27 protein-coding genes are annotated in these 24,809 nt (G+C 67.5%); 16 read left to right on the top strand and 11 right to left on the bottom strand.

Annotation, left to right across the window (positions count from 1 at the left end):
• Positions 1-86 precede the first annotated feature (86 nt).
• From IBX22_RS02395 to IBX22_RS02375, 5 genes are all read left to right on the top strand, one after another.
• Positions 87-281, top strand: coding sequence for a ubiquitin-like protein Pup (locus IBX22_RS02395; RefSeq protein ID WP_194813738.1), 195 nt, complete (start codon positions 87-89; stop codon positions 279-281).
• A 14-nt stretch (positions 282-295) separates the two neighbouring features.
• Positions 296-1,147, top strand: coding sequence for a proteasome subunit beta (prcB, locus tag IBX22_RS02390; RefSeq protein WP_194813737.1), 852 nt, complete (start codon positions 296-298; stop codon positions 1,145-1,147).
• Positions 1,144-1,935, top strand: coding sequence for a proteasome subunit alpha (prcA, locus tag IBX22_RS02385; RefSeq protein WP_194813736.1), 792 nt, complete (start codon positions 1,144-1,146; stop codon positions 1,933-1,935). The genes prcB and prcA overlap by 4 nt, the downstream gene beginning before the upstream one ends.
• Before the next feature lie 153 nt (positions 1,936-2,088).
• The gene (gene pafA, locus IBX22_RS02380; protein WP_194813735.1) at positions 2,089-3,447 is read left to right on the top strand and encodes a Pup--protein ligase; all 1,359 of its coding nucleotides are present in this window, start codon (positions 2,089-2,091) and stop codon (positions 3,445-3,447) included.
• Positions 3,448-3,474: 27 nt separating this feature from the next.
• Positions 3,475-3,840, top strand: a complete 366-nt coding sequence (locus IBX22_RS02375) for a nuclear transport factor 2 family protein (RefSeq protein ID WP_194813734.1) — start codon at positions 3,475-3,477, stop codon at positions 3,838-3,840.
• Between the two features lie 22 nt (positions 3,841-3,862).
• On the opposite strand, the gene IBX22_RS02370 is transcribed toward IBX22_RS02375, so the two are convergent.
• Together IBX22_RS02370 and IBX22_RS02365 are read right to left on the bottom strand one after the other, a co-directional pair.
• Positions 3,863-4,654 (bottom strand): dihydrofolate reductase family protein, encoded by a 792-nt coding sequence (locus IBX22_RS02370; protein ID WP_309234388.1) that lies wholly within the window; start codon positions 4,652-4,654, stop codon positions 3,863-3,865.
• Between the two features lie 81 nt (positions 4,655-4,735).
• On the bottom strand, positions 4,736-5,032 hold the full coding sequence (locus tag IBX22_RS02365) for an MTH1187 family thiamine-binding protein (RefSeq protein WP_194813732.1): 297 nt from the start codon (positions 5,030-5,032) through the stop codon (positions 4,736-4,738).
• Between the two features lie 67 nt (positions 5,033-5,099).
• On the opposite strand from IBX22_RS02365, the gene IBX22_RS02360 reads away from it, so the two are divergent.
• The 7 genes from IBX22_RS02360 to IBX22_RS02330 all read left to right on the top strand — a co-directional run bounded on the left by IBX22_RS02360 (position 5,100) and on the right by IBX22_RS02330 (position 13,069).
• Complete coding sequence (locus IBX22_RS02360) at positions 5,100-6,095, top strand: YafY family protein (RefSeq protein WP_194813731.1); 996 nt, start codon at positions 5,100-5,102, stop codon at positions 6,093-6,095.
• Between the two features lie 44 nt (positions 6,096-6,139).
• A complete protein-coding gene (locus IBX22_RS02355; protein WP_194815522.1) occupies positions 6,140-7,081 on the top strand; it encodes a YafY family protein in 942 nt (313 codons plus the stop codon).
• Positions 7,078-8,118, top strand: a complete 1,041-nt coding sequence (locus IBX22_RS02350; RefSeq protein ID WP_194813730.1) for a 2-dehydropantoate 2-reductase — start codon at positions 7,078-7,080, stop codon at positions 8,116-8,118. The genes IBX22_RS02355 and IBX22_RS02350 overlap by 4 nt, the downstream gene beginning before the upstream one ends.
• A 106-nt stretch (positions 8,119-8,224) precedes the next feature.
• The gene (tatA, locus tag IBX22_RS02345; RefSeq protein ID WP_194813729.1) at positions 8,225-8,485 is read left to right on the top strand and encodes a Sec-independent protein translocase subunit TatA; all 261 of its coding nucleotides are present in this window, start codon (positions 8,225-8,227) and stop codon (positions 8,483-8,485) included.
• A gap of 76 nt (positions 8,486-8,561) precedes the next feature.
• Positions 8,562-9,506 carry a twin-arginine translocase subunit TatC gene (gene tatC, locus IBX22_RS02340; protein ID WP_194813728.1) on the top strand — a complete coding sequence of 315 codons (945 nt, stop codon included), beginning with the start codon at positions 8,562-8,564 and terminating at the stop codon, positions 9,504-9,506.
• 3 nt (positions 9,507-9,509) lie between these two features.
• The gene (locus IBX22_RS02335) at positions 9,510-12,209 is read left to right on the top strand and encodes an RNA helicase (RefSeq protein ID WP_194813727.1); all 2,700 of its coding nucleotides are present in this window, start codon (positions 9,510-9,512) and stop codon (positions 12,207-12,209) included.
• Positions 12,210-12,358: 149 nt separating this feature from the next.
• Entirely contained in the window at positions 12,359-13,069 is a 711-nt protein-coding gene (locus IBX22_RS02330; RefSeq protein WP_194813726.1) for a DUF4333 domain-containing protein, read from the top strand.
• Between the two features lie 80 nt (positions 13,070-13,149).
• Here the strand turns inward: IBX22_RS02330 and IBX22_RS02325 are convergent, their stop codons facing one another.
• The 3 genes from IBX22_RS02325 to IBX22_RS02315 are packed head-to-tail and all read right to left on the bottom strand — an operon-like array spanning position 13,150 to position 14,869.
• Positions 13,150-13,590 (bottom strand): DUF4259 domain-containing protein, encoded by a 441-nt coding sequence (locus IBX22_RS02325; protein ID WP_194813725.1) that lies wholly within the window; start codon positions 13,588-13,590, stop codon positions 13,150-13,152.
• Between the two features lie 38 nt (positions 13,591-13,628).
• Positions 13,629-14,585, bottom strand: a complete 957-nt coding sequence (locus tag IBX22_RS02320; RefSeq protein WP_194813724.1) for a 5'-3' exonuclease — start codon at positions 14,583-14,585, stop codon at positions 13,629-13,631.
• Positions 14,586-14,617: 32 nt separating this feature from the next.
• The gene (locus IBX22_RS02315) at positions 14,618-14,869 is read right to left on the bottom strand and encodes a hypothetical protein (RefSeq protein ID WP_194813723.1); all 252 of its coding nucleotides are present in this window, start codon (positions 14,867-14,869) and stop codon (positions 14,618-14,620) included.
• A 109-nt stretch (positions 14,870-14,978) separates the two neighbouring features.
• On the opposite strand from IBX22_RS02315, the gene IBX22_RS02310 reads away from it, so the two are divergent.
• A complete protein-coding gene (locus IBX22_RS02310) occupies positions 14,979-16,106 on the top strand; it encodes a Xaa-Pro peptidase family protein (RefSeq protein WP_194813722.1) in 1,128 nt (375 codons plus the stop codon).
• Here the strand turns inward: IBX22_RS02310 and IBX22_RS02305 are convergent.
• Complete coding sequence (locus IBX22_RS02305) at positions 16,103-16,675, bottom strand: dienelactone hydrolase family protein (protein WP_194813721.1); 573 nt, start codon at positions 16,673-16,675, stop codon at positions 16,103-16,105. The two genes, IBX22_RS02310 and IBX22_RS02305, sit on opposite strands and share 4 nt — an antisense overlap.
• Before the next feature lie 220 nt (positions 16,676-16,895).
• Between IBX22_RS02305 and IBX22_RS02300 the strand changes: the two genes are divergently transcribed.
• Positions 16,896-17,975 carry a hypothetical protein gene (locus IBX22_RS02300; protein ID WP_194813720.1) on the top strand — a complete coding sequence of 360 codons (1,080 nt, stop codon included), beginning with the start codon at positions 16,896-16,898 and terminating at the stop codon, positions 17,973-17,975.
• Positions 17,976-18,016: 41 nt separating this feature from the next.
• On the opposite strand, the gene IBX22_RS02295 is transcribed toward IBX22_RS02300, so the two are convergent.
• Entirely contained in the window at positions 18,017-18,370 is a 354-nt protein-coding gene (locus IBX22_RS02295) for a VOC family protein (RefSeq protein WP_194813719.1), read from the bottom strand.
• Between the two features lie 306 nt (positions 18,371-18,676).
• Between IBX22_RS02295 and IBX22_RS02290 the strand changes: the two genes are divergently transcribed.
• Together IBX22_RS02290 and IBX22_RS02285 are read left to right on the top strand one after the other, a co-directional pair.
• Entirely contained in the window at positions 18,677-19,429 is a 753-nt protein-coding gene (locus IBX22_RS02290; RefSeq protein WP_194813718.1) for a tRNA-dependent cyclodipeptide synthase, read from the top strand.
• Positions 19,413-20,606: a cytochrome P450 gene (locus IBX22_RS02285; protein ID WP_194813717.1), complete on the top strand. Its 1,194-nt coding sequence runs from the start codon at positions 19,413-19,415 to the stop codon at positions 20,604-20,606. The genes IBX22_RS02290 and IBX22_RS02285 overlap by 17 nt, the downstream gene beginning before the upstream one ends.
• 8 nt (positions 20,607-20,614) lie before the next feature.
• On the opposite strand, the gene IBX22_RS02280 is transcribed toward IBX22_RS02285, so the two are convergent.
• The 4 genes from IBX22_RS02280 to IBX22_RS02265 form a co-directional block, all read right to left on the bottom strand.
• Positions 20,615-21,655, bottom strand: coding sequence for an ABC transporter ATP-binding protein (locus IBX22_RS02280; protein WP_194813716.1), 1,041 nt, complete (start codon positions 21,653-21,655; stop codon positions 20,615-20,617).
• Positions 21,652-23,205 carry an iron ABC transporter permease gene (locus tag IBX22_RS02275; RefSeq protein ID WP_309234385.1) on the bottom strand — a complete coding sequence of 518 codons (1,554 nt, stop codon included), beginning with the start codon at positions 23,203-23,205 and terminating at the stop codon, positions 21,652-21,654. The genes IBX22_RS02280 and IBX22_RS02275 overlap by 4 nt, the downstream gene beginning before the upstream one ends.
• A gap of 10 nt (positions 23,206-23,215) precedes the next feature.
• A complete protein-coding gene (locus IBX22_RS02270) occupies positions 23,216-24,277 on the bottom strand; it encodes an extracellular solute-binding protein (RefSeq protein ID WP_194813715.1) in 1,062 nt (353 codons plus the stop codon).
• Between the two features lie 111 nt (positions 24,278-24,388).
• Entirely contained in the window at positions 24,389-24,796 is a 408-nt protein-coding gene (locus tag IBX22_RS02265; RefSeq protein WP_194813714.1) for a PPOX class F420-dependent oxidoreductase, read from the bottom strand.
• Positions 24,797-24,809: the final 13 nt, after the last annotated feature.

Genomic DNA, 24,809 nt, shown 5'->3' with positions numbered 1-24,809 from the left:
AAGGACGAGCACGCACATTGCTCATGATCGGGACCGTGCTCATAATTCAGTTCCGGTCATGATGAGGACAGAGGAGGTCGGCTGCCATGGCACAAGAGCAGACCAAGCGCACCGGGGGCGGCGACGAGGACGAGGGTCCCGAGGGTGTAGACGCCGCGGGTCAGGAGCGCCGCGAAAAACTGGCGGAGGAGACCGACGACCTGCTCGACGAGATCGATGACGTGCTCGAAGAGAACGCCGAAGACTTCGTCCGTGCGTACGTGCAGAAGGGCGGCCAGTGACAGCAGGTGACCCGATGCGTCTCCAACCGGGGCACGCACTGTCCTCGTTCATCGAGCATCTGCGTCAGCACGCACCGGAGCTGTTGCCGGGCAACAGGTTCGCCGCGATCGACGGTGCCACCGCAGCAGCCGGTGGCACCGCCGCGTCGGACCTCGCCCCGCACGGCACCACCATCGTCACGGTGTCCTACCGCGGCGGCGTGCTGATCGCCGGTGACCGGCGTGCCACCCAGGGGAACCTGCTGGCCAGCAGGGACATCGAGAAGGTGCACATCACCGACAGCTTCTCGGCGGCGGGTATCGCGGGCACCGCGGGCCTGGCCATCGAGATGGTGCGGTTGTTCGCGGTGGAGTTGGAGTACTACGAGAAGATCGAGGGCGTCTCGCTCACCTTCGACGGCAAGGCCAACAAGCTGTCGAAGATGGTGCGCGACAACCTCCCTGCCGCCATGCAGGGCCTGGCCGTGGTGCCGGTGCTGGTCGGCTACGACGAGCACACCGTCGATCCGGACCGCAAGGGCCGGATCATCACCTACGACGTGGTCGGTGGGCGCAGCGAGGAGCGATTCGGTTATGCCGCTGTCGGTTCCGGGTCGATGTTCGCCAAGTCGTCGCTGAAGAAGTTGTATTCCAAGGGACTCGACGAGGAACGCGCGCTGCGGATCGCGATCGAGTCGCTGTTCGACGCGGCCGACGACGACACCGCCACCGGCGGTCCGGATCTGGTGCGCGGCATCTTCCCGACGGCGGTCGTGATCAACGAAGACGGCGCCGACGAGGTGTCCGAGGAGCGTTTGGCCGCGATCACCCGCGGGATCGTCGCCGATCGTGAGGCCGCAGAGGTTGAAGGGGGTGCCACCGCATGACACTGCCGTATTACGCCTCGGCCGAACAGATCATGCGCGACAAGACCGAGCTCGCGCGCAAGGGCATCGCTCGCGGTCGCAGTGTCATCGTGCTGGTATACGACAAGGGCGTGCTGTTCGTCGCGGAGAATCCGTCGGCGACCCTGCACAAGGTGAGTGAGCTCTACGACCGCGTGGGTTTCGCGGCCGTGGGCAAGTACAACGAGTTCGAGAACCTGCGCCGTAACGGCATCCTGCAGGCCGATCTGCGCGGTTACCAGTTCGACCGGCGCGATGTCACCGGTCGCGCGCTGGCCAACGCCTACGCGCAGACCCTCGGCGCCATCTTCACCGACCAGCTCAAGCCTTACGAGGTGGAAATCTGCGTCGCCGAGGTGGGGTATCCGGAGCAGCAGCCCGAATCGGTGCTGTATCGGATCAACTTCGACGGCTCCATCGCCGACGAGCGCGAGTATGTGGTGATGGGCGGCACGACCGAGCCCATCGTCAGTGCGTTGAAGAGCTCCTACAAGGCCGGCCTGGATCTCACCGCGGCCATCGGTGTGGCGGTCAAGGCGTTGCAGGCCGGAGTGCCCGAGGGCCCGGACAAGCGGGCCATCGGGGTGGCACAGCTCGAGGTAGCCACGCTGGAGCAGGCGCGGCCGCGCCGTGCTTTCCGGCGGGTCACCAACTCGGCGCTGGAGAAGCTGCTGAATCCGGGCAAAACCGCGGCTCCGGCCGCGGATGAGCCCGCCGAGGCAAAGCCGGCCGAAGCAGAGCCCACCAAGGACGCGCCGAAACCGGAGTAATCCGACAGCCGAAGCCCGGGTCCGCGCTGCAGCAACGCAGCGCGGGCCCGGGCTTTTGCGTGCGGTCGCTCCGGTCAAATCGTTGTGAACCCGTATGGCCTGTGTTGTCCGCGGCCCCACGGAAGTACATGACATGGCTGTAATGTCGAACATGTGCAGCGACGAATCATGGGGATCGAGACCGAGTTCGGTGTGACATGCACCTTCCACGGTCACCGTCGGCTGTCCCCCGACGAGGTGGCCCGGTACCTTTTCCGCCGGGTGGTGTCCTGGGGCAGGAGCTCGAATGTGTTCCTGCGCAACGGGGCTCGGTTGTACCTCGATGTGGGTTCGCATCCGGAGTACGCCACGGCCGAGTGCGACAGCCTGCATCAGCTGGTCACCCATGACCGCGCCGGTGAGCGCGTGCTCGAGGAACTCCTGATCGACGCCGAACAGCGGCTCGCCGAGGAAGGTATCGGCGGCGACATCTACCTGTTCAAGAACAACACCGACTCCGCGGGCAACTCCTACGGCTGCCACGAGAACTTCCTCGTGGTGCGCGCCGGCGAGTTCTCCCGGATCTCGGATGTGCTGCTGCCGTTCCTGGTGACCCGCCAATTGATCTGTGGCGCGGGCAAAGTGCTGCAGACGCCGAAGGCCGCGACCTTCTGCCTGTCGCAGCGCGCCGAGCACATCTGGGAGGGCGTCTCCTCGGCGACCACCCGCTCGCGCCCGATCATCAACACCCGCGACGAGCCGCACGCCGACGCCGAGAAGTACCGCCGCCTGCACGTCATCGTGGGCGACTCGAACATGTCCGAGACCACCACAATGCTGAAGGTCGGCACGGCGGCGCTGGTGCTGGAGATGATCGAGGCCGGTGTCTCGTTCCGGGACTTCGCCCTGGACAATCCGATTCGCGCGATCCGTGAGGTCAGCCACGACATGACCGGGCGGCGTCCGGTCCGCCTGGCGGGCGGCCGGCAGGCCAGTGCCCTCGATATCCAGCGTGAGTACTACGCCCGCGCCGTCGAACATCTGCGCAACCGGGACCGCGATCCGCAGATCGACCAGGTCGTCGACCTGTGGGGCCGCACCCTGGACGCGGTCGAGGCCCAGGATTTCGCCAAGGTCGACACCGAGATCGACTGGGTGATCAAGCGCAAGCTGTTCCAGCGCTACCAGGACCGCTACAACATGGAGCTGTCCGACCCGAAGATCGCCCAGCTGGACCTGACCTACCACGACATCAAGCGCGGCCGCGGCATCTTCGACCTGCTGCAGCGCAAGGGCCTGGCAAAGCGGATCACCGAGGACGAGGCCGTGGACGCCGCGGTGGACACCCCGCCGCAGACCACCCGCGCCAAGCTCCGCGGCGATTTCATCACCGCCGCGCAGGAGGCGGGCCGCGACTTCACCGTCGACTGGGTGCACCTGAAGTTGAACGACCAGGCCCAGCGCACCGTGCTGTGCAAGGATCCGTTCCGCTCGGTGGACGAGCGCGTCGACCGGCTGATCGCCTCGATGTAGCCGCCGGTTCCTGGGTATACCGACCCCATGGAACTGAAGGAACTGCTCGACATCGAACGCCAAGGGTGGGACGCGCTGTGTGCGAGCACCGGCGCGTCCTTCTACGGCGAACTCATGACCGACGACGCGGTGATGATCCTGGCCAACGGCATGGTGCTGGATCGCGCCGGAGTGGTCGAATCGCTGCGTGACGCGCCGCCGTGGCGGGCCTACGAGATCGACGATCCCCGGCTCGTCGACGTCGGGTCCGACAGCAAGGTGCTGGTCTACACCGGCATCGCCTACCGCGATGGGGCCGAACCGGCTTTCCGCGGCATCATGTCCAGCACCTACGTGCTGACCAAGGCGGGCTGGCGCCTGGCCTGCTATCAGCAGACCCAGATCTCGCAGTAGACAGTCTGCCGCGGCACGAGCGTCAGGACGAGGTCCGTGGATGATCGGCCGCGGCGAGCTGGTGCCCGGATTTTTTCGGCGGCGGTGGCGCTTCGTTGTCCACGGCGTAGCGCACCAGCACTCGCCCGTGCGGCCTGGATTCGACTCCGAGACAGCGCAATCGGGTCGGACGGACCGTGCGCTCCAGATCCGGCGCGGTGAACATCATCGGCGTGCGGGTGCCGCCGACCGCGATCGGGACGATCTCCGTCTCGATCTCATCGATCAGCCCGGCCCGCAGCAACGCCCCGCCCAGCCGCGCGCCGCCGGTGGCCACGACGGTGTCCACGGCGAACCTGGCCCGCAGCACCTTCAGCGCCGCGGTCAGATCCACGTGCCGCCGCCCGACCACCAGATAAGGGATCTGCTCGCGCCGCAGATACGCCAGGTACCGCAGCGGCGTCGCGACCGCGACCAGCACCAGCAGGTGCCAGCCCGCCATCTCCGCACCCGGGAATTCCTTGTACGTCCAGCGCACCCGCCCCCGGCTGTCGGGCACCACGAACCACCCGGCGCTCGCCTTCGCCCGCACTTCGGCGGGCAGATAGTCGCTGCCCAGCACGTGCGGCGGCAGGTCGGTCGCGGGGAGCAGGGCGGGCCGCTGGTCGTCGGTCACCAGGGATCCGCTGCCTTCCAGCAGCACCTGCGGCTGATGCCGGCGCAGGATATCGAGATAGCCGTCTCCGCCCGCGGGCCAGCGATCGTCCAGCATCAGCAGCGTGCGCGGCGAAACCGCGAGTCTGCCGTCCACCGAGACGACATTGTGTGTAATCACTCGAGGCCGTTGCATCATTGCCTCCCATCCACCTACCGGATACCCGGCATCGGAGGGGCAAACCTGCTGGCCGAGCGGCGATTACCCGTCCGCGAGATAACGTTCGACGGTCGCCACCTTCGAGGTCATCCCATCGGTGACGCCCGGCCGGATATCGGCCTTGAGCACCAGGCTGCAACGTGGCGCGACGGCGAGCACGGCGTCACTGGCCTGTTTCACCACCGCCATCACCTCGTCCCATTCGCCTTCGAGCGTGGTGAACATGGCGTCGGTCCGGTTCGGCAGGCCACTGGCCCGCACGATCCGCACCGCTTCTGCGACGGCTTGGCCGACATCGACACCGGTACCGAGCGGGGTGACAGAGAAGGCGACGATCATGGTTCCATCATGCGGGATCTGTGCGCCGCCGCGCGTGCGGCGCCCCCGGGCTATTACGCTCTACCGGGTGGCGATATCCAAGGTCGAGCGGCTGATGAATCTGGTCATCGCGCTGTTGTCGACCCGGCAGTTCTTGACCGCGGAGCGGATCCGCGACAGCGTCGCGGGGTACGAGGAGTCCGCGAGCGACGAGGCGTTCAGCCGAATGTTCGAGCGCGACAAGAACGAACTGCGTGACCTGGGCATTCCGCTGGAAATCGGGCCGGTGAGCCGGTATTCGAGCGTCGAGGGGTACCGGATCAACCGGGACGCCTACGAGCTGCCCGAGATCGACCTCAGCGACGAGGAAGCGGCGGCGGTCGCGGTCGCGGTGCAGATGTGGGAGTCCCCGGAGCTGGCGGCGGCCGCGGAATCCGCGCTGCTGAAGCTGCGGGCGGCCGGCATTCACGTCGAAGCCGATGTCGCGGTGACAGCGCCCGCGGTGCCGGCGCGCACCCGCGGTTCGGAGCCGGTGCTGGGCAAGTTGCTCGCCGCGATCGATGCCGGGCAGGCGGTGCGGTTCGAGCATCGCGGCGCGGTGAACGCGCCCTACCTGATGCGTGATGTGGAGCCGTGGGGTGTGGTGACCCGGCACGGCCGCTGGTATCTGGTCGGGCACGACCGGGATCGCGACGACGTCCGCAGCTTCCGGTTGTCCCGCATCGGTGACGAGGTGACGCCCTACGGCCCGTCCAACACCGTGCGCAAACCCGACGAGGTGGACCTGCGCGAGATCGTCGATCGCGTCACCAGCAACACCCCGGTCAGCGGATCGGCGACGGTGTGGGTGGCCGACGGCCGCGGGCAGGAGATCCGCCGGCTCGGCCAAGTGATGGAGGAGCGGGCCATCGGTGACCGCGGCGGCATGGTGGTGCAGGTACCGATCCGGTCGCGAGATTGGCTGGCGCGCTTGATCACCGGGCTCGGCCCGGACGCGCTGGTGCTCGCGCCCGAGGATCTGCGCGCCGACGTGGTCGCGCGGTTGCGCTCGGTGTTCGATCGTACGGAGGTCGCGCTGTCGTGAGTTCGAATTCCCGTCTCTCGGTGCGGCTTTCGCGGCTGCTCAACATGATTCCGTACTTCATCGCGAATCCCGGCATCAGTGCCGCGGACGCGGCCGCCGATCTCGGCGTCACCACCAAACAGCTGATGAGCGACCTGAATCAGCTGTGGATGTGCGGCCTGCCCGGCTACGGCCCCGGCGACCTCATCGACCTGTCGTTCTCCGAGGAGAGCATCGAGGTCACCTTCTCGGCGGGTATCGACCGGCCGCTGCGGCTGACCTCGACCGAGGCGACCGCGCTGCTGGTGGCGTTGCGCTCGATCGTGGACATGCCCGGCATGGTCGACCCGACCGCCGCGCACGCCGCGATCGCCAAGATCGAAGCGGCGATCACCGGTGGACGTATCGTGCCCGCGCCGCCGGTGACGGCTCGGCCGGGCAGCGGGAAAGATCCCGTCGCCACCGTGCGCGCCGCGCTCGCCGACAAGCGCGCGGTGCGGATCGTCTACTACTCGGCCAGCCGCGACGTGGTCTCCGAGCGGGTCGTCGACCCGATCCGGATCGTGCTCGTAGACAACAACAGTTACCTGCAGGGCTGGTGCCGCCAGGCCGAGGGCGTGCGGCTGTTCCGCTTCGACCGGATCGAGGCGGCCACCGAACTGGACGAGGCGGCTCGCCCGCCCAGCCACGCCACCGCCGAAGCCGCGGCCCTGGACCTGTTCCAGGACGATCCCGCGGTGCCGTTGGCGCGCTTGCTCGTTCGTCCCGACTACGGCTGGGTACTCGACCAGTACCCGATGCACCGGATGGCGGTGCACCCCGACGGCAGCCTGGAGGCGACGATGCGGTTCGCCACGCTGGATTGGATGGCGCGGCTGCTGCTCGGCTTCGGCTCGGGCGTGACGGTGCTCGGACCGCCGGAACTCGTTGCGGCCGTACGGGAACGGTCCAATGCCGCGCTCGCCACCTATGCGGCCGCCGGATACGAGGAGGCCGGCACACCGTGAGCCGGGAGCGATTACCCCACCGCGTCCTGGTACTCGGCGCGGGCAGCATCGGCGTGTTCGCAGGCGGGAAGCTGGCGGCCGCCGGTGCGGAGGTCACCTTCGTCGGCCGGCCGCGGGTGCTCGACCAGATCAGCGCGACCGGACTGCGGCTCACCGATCTGGACGGCGGCGAGGTCACCCTCGGCAGCGACCGGTTCGAGGTCGCCACCGAGCCGGACGAGGCCGGGTCCGCGGATCTGGTGCTGGTCACCGTGAAATCGGCGGCCACCGCGGACGCGGTGCGCGGGCTGATCGGCAAGGTCCGGCCGGGCACCGTCGTGCTGAGCCTGCAGAACGGCATCGGCAACGACGTGGTCATCCGGGAGATCCTGCCCACCTGCGTGGTGCTGGCCGGGATGGTGATGTTCAACGTCGTGCAGCACCCGCAGGGGCGCTTCCATCGCGGGACCGAGGGCGATATCGCGATCCAGGACGATCCGGCGCTCGCCGACTTCACAGACCTGTTCGCCCGATCCGGGCTCGGCTGGCGGCGGCACGCGCACCTGCTGCCGGTGCAGTGGGCGAAACTCTTGCTGAACCTGAACAACCCGATCAACGCGCTGTCCGGGCGGCCGCTGCGCGAGCAGCTCGGCGACCGGAACTATCGCCGCTGCCTGGCGCTGACCCAGCAGGAAGCCCTCGCGGCGATGAATCGGGCCCGGATCGAGCCCGCCCGGCTCACCCCGCTGCCGCCCGCGCTGATGACGCGGATGCTGACGGTGCCCGACGGAGTTTTCCGGCGTGTCGCCGCGAAAATCCTCAACATCGATCCGGTGGCGCGCTCGTCCATGGCCGATGACCTCGCGCTCGGCCGGAAAACCGAAATCTCTTGGCTCTGCGGCGAAATCGTCGGCCTGGGGGCCATGGTCGGCATGCCGACACCGGTGAACCAGCGACTCATCGAACTCATTGTGGCCGCGGAGCAGGGCGACAAGCGCACCTGGACCGGGGCCGAACTTCTCGAGCAACTCCAAGTTGCGGCCGCCACCGTGCGTTAACGTTTGGCAAACGCCGATTTACCGGGGCGTTCGGGCGGTGGGGCAGACAAATTCGCCGCTCCTGGTCCGGTAGCATCAGAAACACCACAGTCTTGGGAGGTACACCATGGGCCAGTTCAGCATCTGGCATTGGCTGATCGTCGCAGCCGTTTTCGTGCTGTTCTTCGGCGCGAAGCGGATGCCGGACGCGGCCCGCGGCCTGGGCCGCTCGCTGCGCATCTTCAAGAGCGAGGTCAGCCAGATGCAGAACGAGGGCAGCTCCACGGCCCCTGCCGCGCAGCCTGTCGCTCCGCAGCAGTTGCCGCCCGCGCAGCCGGCGAATCCGGTCGCGCAGCCGCAGGCGCAGCCCGAGTCGAAGTCGCTGTAAGAGCCGGATGCTCCACCCCGGGTGAGTCGAGCTCACCCGGTTCCGCGCTGTTCAGACACAGGGGCCCACTACCGCTATGCGAATCCCGTTCGATCCCCGGCGTAGCAAGCGCCGGACCAATCCCGATGGCACCATGTCGTTGGTCGAACATCTCCAGGAACTGCGCACCCGGCTGCTGATCTCGCTCGCGGCCATGATGCTCACCACAATTGTCGGGTTCCTCTGGTACGCGCATTCGTTCTTCGGTGTGGAAAGTCTCGGCGAGATCCTGCGCGGCCCCTATTGCGCGCTGCCGGCCAGCGCGCGGGCCGCCCTGACGCCGGACGGCGCCTGCCGCCTGCTCGCGACCGCGCCGTTCGAGCAGTTCATGCTGCGGTTGAAGGTCGGTTTCACCGCCGGTGTGGTGATGGCCGCGCCGATCTGGCTGTATCAGCTGTGGGCGTTCATCACCCCGGGCCTCTACGCCAAGGAACGCAAGTACGCGGTCGGGTTCGTCACCTGCGGCACCGTGCTCTTCGCCACCGGCGCCGTGCTCGCGTATGTCGTTGTGGCCCATGCCCTGGACTTCCTGCTCACCATCGGTGACAACGTCCAGATCACCGCGCTGAGCGGTACCGAGTACTTCTCGTTCATCATCCAGTTGCTGATCATTTTCGGCGTCAGCTTCGAAACGCCGTTGATCGTCATCGGACTCAACCTGATCGGCGTGCTGCCCTACGAACGCCTCAAGGCGTGGCGACGCGGCATCGTCTTCGGCCTGTTCGTATTCGCGGCCATCGTGACACCGCAGGATCCGTTCTCGATGCTCGCGCTCGCGCTCGCGCTGACCGTGCTGTTCGAGTTCGCGGTGCAGTTCGCCCGGATCAACGACCGGCGACGCGCGCGCAAGGAAGAACAGGCCCTCGCCGACGACGAGACGTCCTCCATCGATGAGCCCGCGCCGGTCGAGAACCCGGACACGATCTCCGAACCCGCGGGAAAATCCACGCGACCAGTGTCGGACTACTCCGATACGCTCTGAAATGTGACAGATCACCGGTCGGCGTCGGGGGAGCTCGCGAAGTTTTCCGCCGAGCTGAGCTTCTCCCTAGATCCTTTTCAGCGCGATGCGTGCGCCGCCCTCGAGGCGGGCCACGGCGTACTCGTGTGCGCTCCGACGGGCGCGGGTAAAACCGTCGTCGGTGAATTCGCGGTCCATCTCGCGCTCGCCTCGGGCGGAAAGTGCTTCTACACCACGCCGATCAAGGCGCTGTCGAACCAGAAGTTCGCCGACCTCACCGAGCGCTACGGGCGCGACAGCGTCGGTTTGCTCACCGGTGACCAGTCGCTGAATCCGGACGCGCCGGTGGTCGTGATGACCACCGAGGTGCTGCGCAACATGCTCTACGCCTCCTCCGACGCGCTACGCGGACTGTCGTATGTGGTGATGGACGAGGTGCACTACCTGGCCGACCGATTCCGCGGGGCGGTGTGGGAGGAAGTCATCCTGCACCTGCCGCCGGATGTGCGGCTGGTCAGCTTGTCCGCGACCGTCAGCAACGCCGAGGAATTCGGCGCCTGGATGGAGACGGTGCGCGGCAACACCTCGGTCGTGGTGGACGAGACCCGTCCGGTGCCGCTGTGGCAGCACGTGATGGTCGGGCGGCGCATGTTCGACCTGTTCGACTCCAGCTCCAGCGAGCAGAAGGTGCTCGTCGACGAGGATCTGGTCCGCTACATCCGGCAGCGGGAATCCGCGGACCGGATGAACGGGTGGGCGCCGCGGCATCGAGGTGGCGGCCAGCGTCGTGATTTCCGTCCGCTGCCGCGCCCGGAGGTGCTGGCAAAGCTCGACGACGAGGGCCTGCTGCCCGCGATCACCTTCATCTTCAGCCGCGCGGGTTGTGATGGCGCGCTGGCCCAGTGCCTGCGCTCGCGGCTGGATCTGAGCCGTCCCGACGAGATCGCGGAGATCAACGCGATCATCGAAAAGCACACCGGTGATCTACCCAAGGGCGATCTGGAGGTGCTCGGCTTCTGGGAGTGGCGCGAGGCGCTGCACCGCGGCCTGGCCGCGCACCACGCCGGCATGCTGCCCGCGTTCCGGCACACCGTCGAGGAATTGTTCGTGCGCGGGCTGGTACGGGCCGTATTCGCCACGGAGACATTGGCATTGGGCATCAACATGCCCGCCCGCACGGTGGTGCTGGAACGTCTGGTGAAGTACAACGGCGAAACGCACGCCGAGCTGACCCCCGGCGAATACACCCAGCTCACCGGTCGCGCCGGGCGGCGCGGCATCGACATCGAAGGCCACGCGGTGGTGCTGTGGCAGCCCGAGGTCGACACCAGCACCGTCGCCGGCCTCGCCTCCACCCGCACCTACCCGCTGCGCAGTTCGTTCAAGCCGGGCTACAACATGTCGATCAACCTGATCGACCGGATGGGCGCCGACGAAGCGCGGGCCCTGCTGGAACGCTCCTTCGCGCAGTTCCAGGCCGACCGTTCGGTGGTCGGGCTGGTGCGCGGCATCGAGCGCAACGAGGGGCAGCTGCGCAAGCTGCGCGGTCAGCTCGGTGGCGAGGAAGGCGGCTTCCTCGAATACATTTCGCTGCAAGAGCGGATCAAGCAGCGCGAACGGTCCCTGGAACAGCAGAAGCGTTCCGATCGGCGCGGTGCGTCGGTCAATTCGCTGGTCCGGCTGCGGCGCGGCGATGTGGTGGCGATCCCGTCCGGTCGCCGGCAGGGACTCGCGGTGATCCTGGAACCCGATGCGACGCCGGGCGATCCGCGTCCGCTGGTGCTCACCGAGGATCACTGGGCGGGCCGGGTGTCGGTGGCCGATTTCCCGGTGCCCGCGGAAGCGCTGGGGCACATGCGGTTGCCGCGCCGCGTCGACCACCGCACCGCGCGGGCCCGCCGTGATCTTGCCTCCGCGTTGCGCGGCACCGGGATCGAAGCGCCCGGGCGGAAGCGGCGTGACAAGCGTGCGATCGCGGCCGACGACCGCGAACTGGACACGTTGCGGCGTTCCCTGCGCTCGCATCCGGCGCACGCGCGGTCCGACCGCGAGCAGATGAGCCGTATCGGCGAGCGCTACAACCGGGTGCTGCGGGAAACCGAGTCCATGCGCCAAAAGGTCTCCGCGACAACGAATTCGCTGGCGCGCACTTTCGACCGGATTCTCGGGCTGCTGGAGGAACGTGGCTTCGTGCACGAAGGCGAGGTCACCGAGGACGGCCGCCGCCTCGCCCGGATCTACGCCGAAGCCGATCTGCTGGTCGCCGAATGCCTGCGGGACGGCCTGTGGCGTGGACTGGGCCCGGCCGAACTCGCTGCCGTGGTGTCGGCGCTGGTGTACGAATCCCGCCAGGAGGGTGGCTATCTCGGCCTCACCGGGCCCACCGAACCGATCCGGCGGGCCGTCGGCGCGACGGTCGCCGTGTGGAGTCAGCTGCGCACCGACGAGTCCCGGCACAAGCTGCCGCCCACCCGGGAACCCGACCTCGGTTTCCTCACCGGCGTCTACAAGTGGGCGCGCGGCGACGGACTGGCCGAATCGCTGCTGGCCAGCGGCGATCAGGGCAGCCCGCTGTCGGCCGGTGATTTCGTGCGCTGGTGCCGGCAGGTCATCGACCTGCTCGATCAGATCCACAACACCGCCGACGATGTCGAGGTCGCGGGCACCGCGGCCAAAGCGGTGCGGGCGATCCGGCGCGGCGTCGTCGCGGTGGACGCGGCGTAACGTGGCAAGGTTGGTAACGCGCGCGGCATCAGACACGGTGGATTCGATTGTGATTTGATTTCTTTCGCGTACCGACCGTGGAGTAGTCGCATGGCGACGAGTCTCGCGCGGGGGGCTACCGTATGTATAACGATGCGAGTGGAGGCAAGATGAGCGGCCCGTACGGACCGAACGATCCCGGGGAGGGACGCAACGATCCCACCCAGCACTGGGGCGCGGACCAGACCCCCGGCCCAGCCGGCCCGACCCAGCACTGGGGCGGCCAGCAGCAGCCCGGCCAGGCGCAGCCCACCCAGCACTGGGGCGATCAGACGCCGCCTCCGCAGCAACAGCAGTGGGGCCAGCAGACCCCTGGTCAGCCGCAGCAGCAGTGGGGCCAGCAGCAGCAGTGGGGCCAGCAGACCGGTGGTCAGCCGCAGCAGCAGTGGGGCCAACAGCCGCAACAGGATTGGGGCCAGCAGACCGGCGCCCAGCAGCAGTGGGGTCAGCAGCCGCAGGGCCAGTGGGGCCAGCCCGGCCAGCCGGTGCCGCAGCAGACCCCGGCGAAGAAGAGCAAGAAGGGCCTGATCATCATCCTGGCGGTCGCCGGTGTGGTGCTGCTCGGCGCGATCGTCGCCGGTTTCCTGCTGCTCACCGCCAAGGACAAGTTGGACCAGGCCGCCGTCCAAGAGGGCGTCAAGAAGGTCCTCACCGACTCCTACGGTATTTCCGACGTCGCCGATGTCTCCTGCCCGTCCGGCCAGGAGGTCGAGATCGACGCGACCTTCGAATGCACCCTCAAGGTCAGCGGTGAGCAGAAGAAGGTCAACGTCAAGATCACCAGGGACGACGGGACCTACGAAGTCGGCCGCCCGAACTAGGCGTCTGCCTTGTCATCCTGAGGCCCCCGCGGGTGGCTCGTGCTCCGGCGCGGGCGGCCCGAGGGGGCGGCAGAACGAGGTCACCGCAGGGGAGGGGTGCCCTCGTTTTTCCGGCTGAGCGCCGCACGGATCGGCGCGAGTGCGAGCAGCGCCTCGTCGAGGGACCCGGCCTCGTCCCACAACTCATGCCACTCGGACTCCTCCCCGAAGACTCGGTCGAGAGCGCGCACCGCCAATTCGGTGGTGTCGTCCGGTAGCTCGAGCGCGCCGCCTTCGATGAAGAAGTTGGGCGTATAGCTGGCAGCGACGGGCGGACCGTCCGGGACCAGCGCCGCCACGATGGCCGCGGCGGCGATCGCCGCGCAGGCTTCGTCGTGTTCGAGGTAATGGTGATTGTCCACGGCGGCCTGCAGGGCCGCGCGGAGCAGCCGCGGTCTGTCTACCGGTGCGGCGTCTTGCAGATCACCGGCCCAGTCCGCGGCCATGTCGTTGTCGAACGCACCCGTACCCCAGGTTCCCATCGTGGTTTCCTCGTGAATGTCGTTGCGGTGCGGTCGAATCAGCGTGACGTCAACGCGGTGATCAGGCGCGTGACGGGACTTTCGGCGTTGTAGGCGGTGGCCAGCTCCCGCAATCGATCCGGGTCGGCGGGCGTGGCAGGCAGTAGGTCGGGGCGGGAGAGCTGGACTTCGGCGTCACGGACCACGCGCACCACCGGGGCGGCAGCCTTCAGATAGTCGTGTGCCGCACGGAGTTTGGCGCGGATGCCCTGGGCCAGGTCGGCGTCCGGGTCGTCGACGGCGGCGACGAGAGCCTCCAGCGAACCGAAGCGGTTGATCAGGGTGGCGGCGGACTTGTCACCGATGCCGGCGACGCCGGGCAGGCCGTCGGAGGCGTCGCCGCGCAAGGTCGCCATGTCGGCGTAGGCGGGGCCCGCGTTCTCCAGCGGCACACCGTATTTCGCGGACACCTCGGCGGGGCCGAACAGTTCGGCCTTGGCCAGGCCGCGGCCCGCGTACAGCACCCGGATGGGCGGGGCGGGATCGTCGCGGACCAGCTGCAGCAGATCGCGGTCGCCGCTGACGACGACGACCGGGTCGGTGCGTTCCCGGGTGGCGAGGGTGCCGAGCACGTCGTCGGCCTCCAAGCTGTCCGCGCCGCCGGTCGCGATGCCCGCCGCTTCGAGAACCTCGAGGATCATCTCGACCTGCGGAGTCAGCAGATCAGGCACCTCTTCGGCGCCGGCCTCGGCCACGGTGGAGGTATCCAGGCGGTGCGTCTTGTAGGACGGGATCAGATCGACCCGGAACTGTGGCCGCCAATCCAGATCCAGGCACACCACCAGCCGGCTCGGCGAGTGCTTGGTGATGAGCGAGGCGACCATGTCGGTGAAGCCGCGCAACGCGTTCACCGATCGCCCGTCCGGCGCGGTGATCTTGTCCGGGATCGCGTAGAAAGCACGGAACCACAGACTGGCGCCATCGAGCAGCAACAGAGGCCCACCGGTAGAAGTCACGGCGCTGAGGCTACTCGCACCGTCCGACAGGCTCAGCCCCAGAGATCCCGCAATTCCTTGCGGAGAATGTCGACCTGGACGGTCAGCGCACCGAGCAGTTCCTCGCGGTTGAGCCGGTTGGTGGTGCGGAACGCCCAGCTGGCGTTGCCCTGCGCGTCGATGAGCTTGACCAGGACGAAGGCTTCGATGGCCGTGTCGCCCGGCTCCAGCGGGTGGATTTCGAGACCTCGCAGGACATCGTGGATCGGAACCCGCGGCCCGCTCGCCCCTGAGTGTCTTTCCATGCATCCATGGAAACATCCCCGGCAGTGCAGGCGGGTAGCGAGTGCGCCTCGGTGCAGTGAAGGTTTGCGCTGTGGTGGCCGCTTCCGGCGGCGGGTAACGTCGGAGGCTATGAGTTCGCAGACGAAGTCCAGGTTCGCGGCGGAGGTTTACCGGGACCGGTTGGAACGGGCAGTGGAACTGATGCGGGCGGCTTCGCTCGACGCATTACTCATCACCCCGGGGCCGGATTTGCAGTATTTGATCGGCTCGGACGCCGAATCCTTCGAGCGGCTGACCTGCCTGGTCATCACCTCCGACAAAGCGACACCCGCGGTGGTGATCCCCAAGCTGGAGCTGGCGTCGCTGTCCGGTTCCGCCGCAGGCGAATTGGGCTTGCGGGTGCTGGATTGGGTGGACGGCGTCGACCCCTACGAACTGGTGCATTCGACCCTGCACGCGGGGTCCCGGATCGCGGTCGCCGATGCCATGCCCGCCCTGCACCTGATCCCGCTCGCGCGGTCCACCAGCGGCCTGCCGGTTTCGGCGACCCCGGTGCTGCGGGAACTGCGAATGACCAAGGACGAGGCCGAGATCGACGCGCTGCGCCGCGCCGGCGCCGCTATCGACCGGGTGCACGCCCGGATGGGTGAGTTCCTGGTCGCCGGGCGCACCGAAGCCGAGGTCGGCGCGGACATCGCGGCCGCCATCGTCGAGGAGGGACACACCGAGGTGGCGTTCGTCATCGTCGGCAGCGGCCCGCACGGTGCCGACCCGCACCACGGTGTCTCCGACCGGCGCATCGAACCCGGTGACGTGGTGGTCATCGATATCGGCGGCCCGGTCGATCCCGGCTACTACTCCGACTCCACCCGGACCTACAGCATCGGCGAACCGAGCTCGGAGATCGCCGCGAAGTTCGCCGCCCTGGAACAGGCCCAGGCCGCCGCGGTGGCTGCGGCCCGCCCCGGCGTGACCGCCGAAGCGGTGGACGCCGCCGCCCGAAACGTCTTGGTGGAAGCCGGATTCGGCGATGCCTTCGTGCACCGCACCGGTCACGGCATCGGCCTGTCCGTGCACGAGGAGCCTTACATCGTCGCCGGCAACGACCTGGTGTTGCAGGAGGGCATGGCGTTCAGCATCGAACCCGGCATCTACTTCCGGGGCGAGTGGGGCGCCCGTATCGAGGACATCGTGGTGGTCACCGCGGACGGCTGTGAGTCGATGAACAACCGCCCGCACGGACTCACCGTCCTCTAACCCAGCGAGTCGAGGAAGCCGAGCGCCAGCTGCCAGGTCCGCTCGGCCGCCTCGGCATCCCAATCCGCCAACCCGGGGTCGGTGTAGAGGTGTCCCGCACCGCGATACCGGAACACCTCCACGTCGGCCCCGGCCCGCTGCATATCCAGATACCAGCTGTTCAGCCAGTCGTCGGGCTCGTACATATCAGGATCGGCCACATGCAATTGCGTCGGCAACCCGTCCACCGAAATGTCCTCGGGCACATCGGAAGTCCCGTGCAACAGCAGTAGCCCCCGCGCCTTCACATCGGCCAGCCCGATACTCGCCGCGAAGTACGCCCCCAACGAGAACCCGGCATACACGAGCCCCTTCTCGGAATACGGCGCCGCCGCAACCACCGCCCGCCGCAGCAACTCGTCCTGCCCGATCTCGTCCCGGATCAGCACCCCTTCCTCAACACTGTCGGCAATACGCCCGTCATACAAATCCGGCACATACACCTCATGACCCGCCGCCCGCATCCGCTCAGCAGCCTCGTGTACAGCAGGCCGCAGTCCGGCCGAGGAGTGGAACAACATGATGTTCATGGTGGTCCATGGTGCCAGCGGCCACCGCGCCCATCGCCGCTACCCGGTCGCTTGCACGTTCAGGCTGGTGAGAGAACCGGCCACGGGCGGGTTTCCTTTCGCGAAGTCTGTTGCAGCGCTAGAGCAGTTACTATCGGCCAGGTGCAGCCCGCCGAGCGAACGCGGTGGTGCAGTGGTAGTCGGCTCAGGGCGGTTGCGTCCGATATGTGAAGGCAGGTTGATGAGCCTACGTGTCGGAACGGTCTTCGCCGACCATTCCCAATTCACCGTCGGCGCAATCGATGCCGACACCCTCGAGATCACCGCCGAAGGCAAGCTCCTCGAAACCGGTCCCGGGTTCCTCACCGTGATCACCGGCGTCGCCTACGGTCCGGTCAACCTCGTCCTCGAGCTGCTCGACACCGCGCCGAGCACCGATGACGACCACGCGTGGGAAATGATCGAGGAAACCACCATCGAATCCCGATCCGAACTGCACGTGATGCGCCTGGACGGTGAACGCGCCCAACAATTCTCACCGCTGCCGCCGGGAACCTACGGAGTCCGTGCCAGCGCCCGAGGCCGGGACCGCCAGCGCGGGATGGAGGTCAGCGAACCCACCGAGGACCATCGCCTGCGCCTATGGGCGAGCACAACCTCGCCCAGCCCGCCCCCCATCACCGCCGTCAAGCTCGACAAAGTCGCGACCGGACCGGTCAACCCGGCACCGCCGCTCGATGAGTCCTACGTCTGCGTGCACGCATCCGATGGCACCATCGTCAAGGTGGGCGTCCACAGTCCCGAAGCAGAAGCCACCCGCGCACTCACCCGCGACTGGGGTGGCAGGCCACCGAGCCCAGCTTTGGCGCAACTCATTCCCGCCTACTACATCTCCGGATTCGACCGCGACATCCTCGACCTGATCGAGGCACTCGACCCACAACGCCAACGCGCGTTCGCCTACTGGTGCGCCCACCGCGCCATCGAACACGCCGGCCTGCTCGCCCTCGACTGGGCCCAACAGGGACTGGCCGCCTTGGGAACCGAACGAACGCCGCCGCCTGAACTCGAGCACTACTCAGCAGCGATCCACCGGATCGAGCACGACCGGCGAGTACCATTGACCACCGTCTCCGGCGTGCCCGGATCAACCGAACTCATCCAGCAATACCAAGCCTTCTTGACCTATTTCGAAGCACGCGACCGGCCCGATCCTCTGCACGCCGCCGTCGCTGCCTACCAAAAAGCAGCCCACACCTTCGGCATGGGCTATCGAGAACTCGCCGCCGCAGCCCGACGAGACTTCTTCGCCATCCCCTGACACGACCGCTTTGGAACCTTAGAGGTCGCAGGAGGGGCTGGTCAGTCCCGGTGGTTCACGATGTTGATGACGCTGCCGTTCGGTGCGCGGACGAAGAATCGGCGTACGCCCCATGGTTCGGTGGTCAGTGGGTGCACGATTTCGTAGCCGAGTTTGCGGGCTTCGTCGTATGCGGCGTCGACGTCATCGGTGTGGACGGAGATGACCGAGTCTTCGGGTGCGGTTGCGTCGTGGGTGACCAGTTGGACATTCGCGCCGGTGCCGGGGGAGGTGTAGCGAGCCACCCAGCCCAGGTTGAACTCTTCGAGACTCAAGCCGAGGAAGTCGGTGTAAAAGGTCTTCGCCGCCTGGATGTCGGCCACGGGAAGGTTGGCCACGATTCTGGTAGCGCGCACGGTGCCTCCTGTCAGCAAGGGATGTGGATCATGGTCCTCTGAACGGGGCGGCGTGTCGACCAGCGTTGAGCCTTGTGCCCGAATACCCATCGGCCTGGGTGCTGGGCCACTGACGGAACCTACAGAGCTGGGATGTGTTGCGCTGCTTCGGTATTGGAGTAATGCCTATTGACTATAACGGATCGGTTACACGGATTCGGACCGCATTGGCGGGATGTGCCGATCCGACTACCGTCCGGGGTGTTCTACACGGTGGTCGCCGGAGCCCACAGCGAATAGCGGCAGGGGAAGGTAAAGTGGATTCGTGTGACGGCTATCGCCTCAACGTCTGTGCATCGAGTATCCGAAACGATTCTTACGCGAGAAGGGTTTCGAGTCCGGCCGTATACCTCACATTGCAATGTCATTTACGGCGACGGTGACCACGCAATAATCGGGATATCTCCCGGCAATAGTTATTTTTCGCGCAATCGCATCCGCGATCTCGCCGCGTGGGGTCTAAGTCATTTCGATCGGGTCGACCTCGTCTACACCGATGTTCACGTCGCTGAAATGCATCAGGCGCTCGGATATTCCGAGGATGACGCACGCCGCAAAGCGGTGAAGAATCTGCGGGGCGTGCGCGCCAAGGTCACCTCGACGATGGAGGAACTCGACCCGTCCGGGCACCGGCTCCAAGCTCGGGCGATGTCGGAGTTCCGGTCGATCGACGGCTATCGGGCGCTCTTCGAGGATCTCGGGCAGCGTCTGGCCGACGACGAAGAATTTCGCGAAATGTGCGATGCCCTGGTGGATCGCTTCCTGTCGACGAAGCTGCTCGGGGGAGCGAAACCGAGCACGCACCAACGTCGGGTCTGCCGGGATTACATCTGCGCCGAAGCGCCGCTCTTCCTCGACACTCCAGCCATTCTCGGCGTTCCGTCGTCGCTGAATTGCTACCACCAACTTTTGCCGATGGCGGAATTGCTGTATTCCCGAGGTTCCGGTCTGCGGGCCTCACGTAATCAGGGCCATGCCATCGTTACGCCGATCGGAGACACCGATGACGACAGTTACTGAACCAATTCTCGATTTCCCGTTCGATTCCCGCGGCGACCGCATCCCCGGCGAGGTGGCCGAACTGCGCGCCAACCGGCCGGTGTGCAAGGTGCGCACCATCGCCGGCGCCGAAGCGTGGCTGGTGTCCTCGCATGCCCTGTGCAAGAAGGTGCTGGAAGATGAGCGGTTCTCGCTGAAGGACACCTCGGCGCCGGGCGCACCGCGACAGTACGCGCTGACCATCCCGCCGGAGGTGGTCAACAACATGGGCAACATCACCGGGGCGGGCCTGCGCAAGGCGGTATTGAAGGCGCTAAACCCGAAATCGCCTGGGCTGGAACAGTTCATGCGAAAGTCCGCGACCGAGTTGGTGGACGCCATGATCGCCGCGGGGCCGACGGCGGACCTGCGCAACGATTTCGCCGACCCGTATTCGGCCGCGATGCACTGCCACATCCTGGGCATCCCGCCGGACGACGCGCCGAAGTTGATGCGCAGCCTGCATATCGCGTTCATGAATTCCGCCGGGCCGATCCCGGCCGCCGTCCTCAACTGGGACCGCGACATCGCCTACATGATCGAGCGCCTCGACGACCCGGCCACCACCGGACTCATGGCCGACCTCGCCGCTTTGCGCGGCAACCCGGAGTACGCCCATCTGACCGACGAAATGCTGGCCACGGTCGGAGTGACCATGTTCGGCGCCGGAGTGATCTCCACCGGCGGCTTCCTCACCATGGCCCTGCTGTCCCTCATCCAGCACAAGGAGCTGAAGGAGCGGCTGGCCCGGGAACCGGCGCTGATCCCAGCCGGAGTCGAGGAATTGCTGCGGATCAACCTGTCCATCGGCGACGGCCTGCCGCGACTCGCGCTCGAAGATGTCGAACTCGGCGATGTGCTGGTGCGCAAGGGCGAGCTGGTGCTGGTCCTGGTGGAGGGCGCCAATTTCGACGCCGACGCATTCGACCGGCCCGAAGAAATCCAGCTGAACCGTCCGAATGCCAACGCGCACCTGTCATTCGGAGGTGGCCGCCACTACTGCCCGGCAACTGCCTTGGGGCGGCGGCATGCCCAAATCGGGATCGAGGTGCTGTTGGAGCGGCTGCCCGGGTTCGATCTCGGGGTGCCGATGGATCAACTCGTGTGGCGCACCCGGTTCATGAAGCGGATCCCGGAAAGGTTGCCCATCCTCTGGTGAGTCGAGGGTCAGGGTTCCGGGTAGAAAACGGCCCGGCCCGTCACCTCCAAACCGACCTCGTCTCCTGGCCGCACGAGCAGGGGCGCCGGCACCCGGGCCAGCAGGTCGGCGCCCGTGCGGGAACGCAGCAGGACTACCGCGTCGTGCCCGTGGAAGCTGATCCGCTGGACGGTGGCCGCGCTCGGAGAGGCGGCCGCCGGTACCAGGCGCAGCTGTTCGGGACGGAGGAGCAGCGATCCCGCGCCGCTGGCCTTGCCGGTCAGCGGCAGGCGGCCCAGCGGGGTGTCGGCCTCGGTGCCGACGGCGGTGGCGGGCAGCAGCACGGCCTCTCCGAGGAATCGGGCCAGCGCGATGTCGACCGGTTTGCGGTAGATCTCCTCCGGCGGGCCGACCTGCGCCACACGCCCTTCCCGTAGCACCGCGACCTGATCGGCCAGCGACAACGCTTCGTCCTGATCGTGGGTGACCAGAACCGCCGTGGCCCCGAGTTCGGTAAGGATCTCGCGCACCTGATCGCGCACCTGGCCGCGCAGGCCCGCGTCGAGAGCGGAGAACGGTTCGTCGAGCAGCACGGCCTCCGGTCCGGGGGCGAGGGCCCGGGCCAGTGCCACCCGCTGCTGCTGACCGCCCGACAGCTGATTCGGGCGCCGGTCGGCGTAACCGGCCAGCCCGACGACCTCCAGTAATTCCGCCACCCGCCGCCGCCGGCCGCGCCGGGCCGCGGCACCCCAGCCACGCAGCCCGTAGCCGATGTTCGCGGCAACCGACAGGTGCGGGAACAGCGCCGCCTCCTGCGGGACGATGGTCACCTTCCGGCGTTCGGGCGGCAGCGCGGAGGTGGCGGTGGCGACCACCCGTCCGCCCACGCTGATCTCGCCCGACGTGGGACGCAGAAATCCGGCCACGGTGCGCAACAGCGTGGTCTTGCCGCAGCCGGAAGGACCGAGCACCGCGGTGAGGCTGCCCGCGGGCACACACAGATCGACCCCGCTCAGGACCCGGTCACCCCCGTACCCCGCGTCAACGCCGCGGATCTGCAACTCACTCATTGGCGCACAACCACTTTCATCGATTCGGTGTCCTCGGCCACCGCGGCGAGGCTGCCCCGACGACCCTGCGCGAGCCTTTGCAGCACCACTGTGGGCAGCACCGACAGCACCACCAGGGCCAGCGCGTACCACGCGGCCTGCGTGTAGTTGATGACCTCGGCGTGCCGCCACAGCTCCAAGGCGAGGGTGTTGCGGCCGGGCGGCTGCAGGATCAGCGTCGCGGGCAATTCCTTTGCGCAACTGACGAAGACGAGCGCGGCCCCGGCCAGGATGCCGGGCGCCGACAGCGGCACCGTCACCCGCGCCAGCGCCCCGAACCCGGTGCTGCCCAGCGCCCTGGCCACCTCCTCGTACTGCGGCGGCGCGGCGGCCACCGAGGCCCGTACGGCGCCGATGGCAATCGGCAGGAACAAGGCGATATAGGCGAGCACTACCATCTGCCCGCGCCCATACCAGGACGGTGCGGCGTTGATGCCGAAGTACACCAGCGCCAGGCCCACCGAGATGGCGGGCACCGCGTATCCCGCGTAGGCGGCCAATTCCACGCCGCGGGCCAGCGGACCGCGCGAGCGTGCGGCGAGGATGCCGACCGGCAGTGCCAGCAGCATCGCGCCGACCGCACCCCACCCCGCGAAGGACACCGTATTGCCCAGGGCCGCAACGAGTTCCCCGAGATCGAGGCGGCCCGTGCCGCGCCCGATGAGCCAGGGCAGCAACCCGCCGAGCGGCATCAACACCGATACGGCGACGACGCCCGCGCACAACAGCAGCGCCGGCGCCCGGGCCGGGCCCAGCCGCACCGGGGTCGCCGGGCGCGGGCTGCCCGCGCCGATCCGGGGCGTGACCCGGCCGCGGGCAGCGGTCTCGCCGAGGGCGAAAAGCAGTGCCAGAGCGACCAATACGAGACTGATCACGCTGGCGGCGGTGCGATCGAAACTGGCGTTGTAGGCGTAATGGATGCCCTTGGTGAAGGTTTCGTAGCGCATCATGGCCACCGCGCCGTAGTCGTGCAGCACGTACAACGCCCCGAGCAGAGCGCCCGCCAGCAGAGGCAGTCGAATCTGGGGCAGCGTGGCGGAGCAGAACGCACGGACCGGGCCCGCGCCCAGCGACCGGGCGACCTCCTCCGGCGCCGAATCGGCGCCGCGCAGCGCCGCGTAGACCGGCAGCAGCACCAATGGCGTGTTGCTGGTGGTCAATACAAGCCACGAGCCGGTGAAGCCGGCCAGGCCGGGGAAGTGGGTGAGCCAGGAGAACGCCGACACATAAGACGGAATGGCCAGCGGGATCACCAAGGCGGGCAGCAGGATTCGCCGGAACGGCAGATCGGTGCGGACCAGCAGGTAAGCCAGCGCGGTACCCAGCAGCACGGCGCTCAGCGTGACCGCGGCCACCAGCGTGAGGGTGTTCGACGCCAGTTCGGCGGTGCGGTCGGACCAGGTGTAGCGCCAGACCGGCCCCCACCCGCGATCGGTGGCGCGCAACACCGTGTAGACCACGGGTAGCAGCGCCACGCACATCGCGGGCAGGGCGGCCAGGGGCAACAGCACCCGGCCGGACCTAATCGAGCAGGCCGACATCTTTCAGCATCGCCTCGGTCGCCTCGAGGGACTCCAGCTTGTTCAGGTCGATGGGAGGCGGGCTGAGCTCGTTGAGCGTCGGCAGCGCGTGCTTGGATTTCACGCCCGCGAGCACCGGGTATTCACCGGTCTCGTCGGCGAAGTACTGCTGGGCTTTTGCGCCGAGCAGGAATTCGACCAGCCGGGTCGCGGCCTCCTTGTTGTCCGAACAGGCGAGCACGCCCGCGGCCGCGATGTTCACCAGCGCGCCGGGCTCCTTCTCGCCCTTGAAGTAGTGAATCTTGGCGTTGACCTTGTCGGCGCCCTGCGCGCCCACCTTCATGAACCAGTAGTAGTGATTGATCAGGCCGAAGCTCAGCTGGCCCTGGTCGATGGCATCGAGCACCGCGCCGTTCTTGTCGAACTCCACCGGCTCGGTGGCCTTGAACTTGGTCAGCCAGGCCCGCGCTCCGTCGTCGCCGCGCAGCACCCGCAGCGCGGTGACGAAGCTCTTCCACGAGGCGTTGGTGGGGGCGTATCCGATTTTGCCGCGCCACTTGGGATCGACCAGCGCATCGATGCCGCCGGGCAGATCGGCCGCGGGCACCTGGCGGGGGTCGTAGGCCAGCACGCGCGAGCGCAGCGTGACACCGACCCAGTGCCGATTCGGATCGACATATTGGCTCGGCACCGATTTCACTGCGCTGTCCGGCAATTCGCCGAGCTGGCCGTGCTTGGCCAGGGCGCCGAGTTCCCCGGCGTCTTGCCCGAACCACACATCCGCCGGGCTGCGCCGGCCTTCCTCGAGGATCTTCACCGGCTTCTGGTCGTAGAGGGCTTGGAGCCGGACACCCTCACCCAGCACGTCCGCGCCCACCGAATCCAGCAGCGGCTTGACCAGTTTCTCCGAACGTCCGGAGTACACGGTGAGGGTCTTCGGATCCCCGGTGCTCGCGCAGTCGGCGGGGCTTCCAGAGTTCTCGGCGGTGTCGTTGCCACAGGCAGTCAGAGCGAAAGTAGCGGTGGCAATTACGACCGCCACGTGCAGAATTGAGCGTTTCATCGGTGTGTCCTTCGAGTAAGCGTGGCCTAGCTTAGCCCAGCCTGCCCTTATTCTGACATTCCATCGGTCGCCGTGGCCCGGCCTACTCGATGATCGTGGCGAGGTCGGCGATCACGGGGTGGTGCGGAGGGTGCGGCTGCACAGAACGCGGCTGACTCGGATGGCGATGACGACGCGGGTGGGGTTCTCGCGCGGGGTTTTGTAGCGGGCGGCGTAGCGGGATTCGGCCTCGTGGACGCTGTCCGGGTCTTCGAGGACGGTCGCGGGGCCTTCGAGGGTCAGGTAGCGGGCGCCGTCGACCTGACTCACCGCCGCATAGCCGGACTTTCGGACATTGCGCGCCTTGGTGGTTTTGGTGTCGGTGATGATGCGGGCGATGCCGGCCTCCGGGTCCCAGGTGAAGCCGACCGCGACCACGTGCGGGGTGCCGTCGGTGCGCAGCGTGGTCACGGTGGCGAGGTGGCGCTCGGTGAGGAAGTCGAGGGCGGCGGGTGACAGCTGGGCGGGGGTGATCGGCATGGCACGACCGTAG

Source organism: Nocardia sp. XZ_19_385 (assembly GCF_015355755.1).
Lineage (GTDB): Bacteria > Actinomycetota > Actinomycetes > Mycobacteriales > Mycobacteriaceae > Nocardia.
The sequence above is the reverse complement of the archived record's forward strand: the minus strand, read 5'-3'. Positions and strand labels throughout refer to the sequence as shown.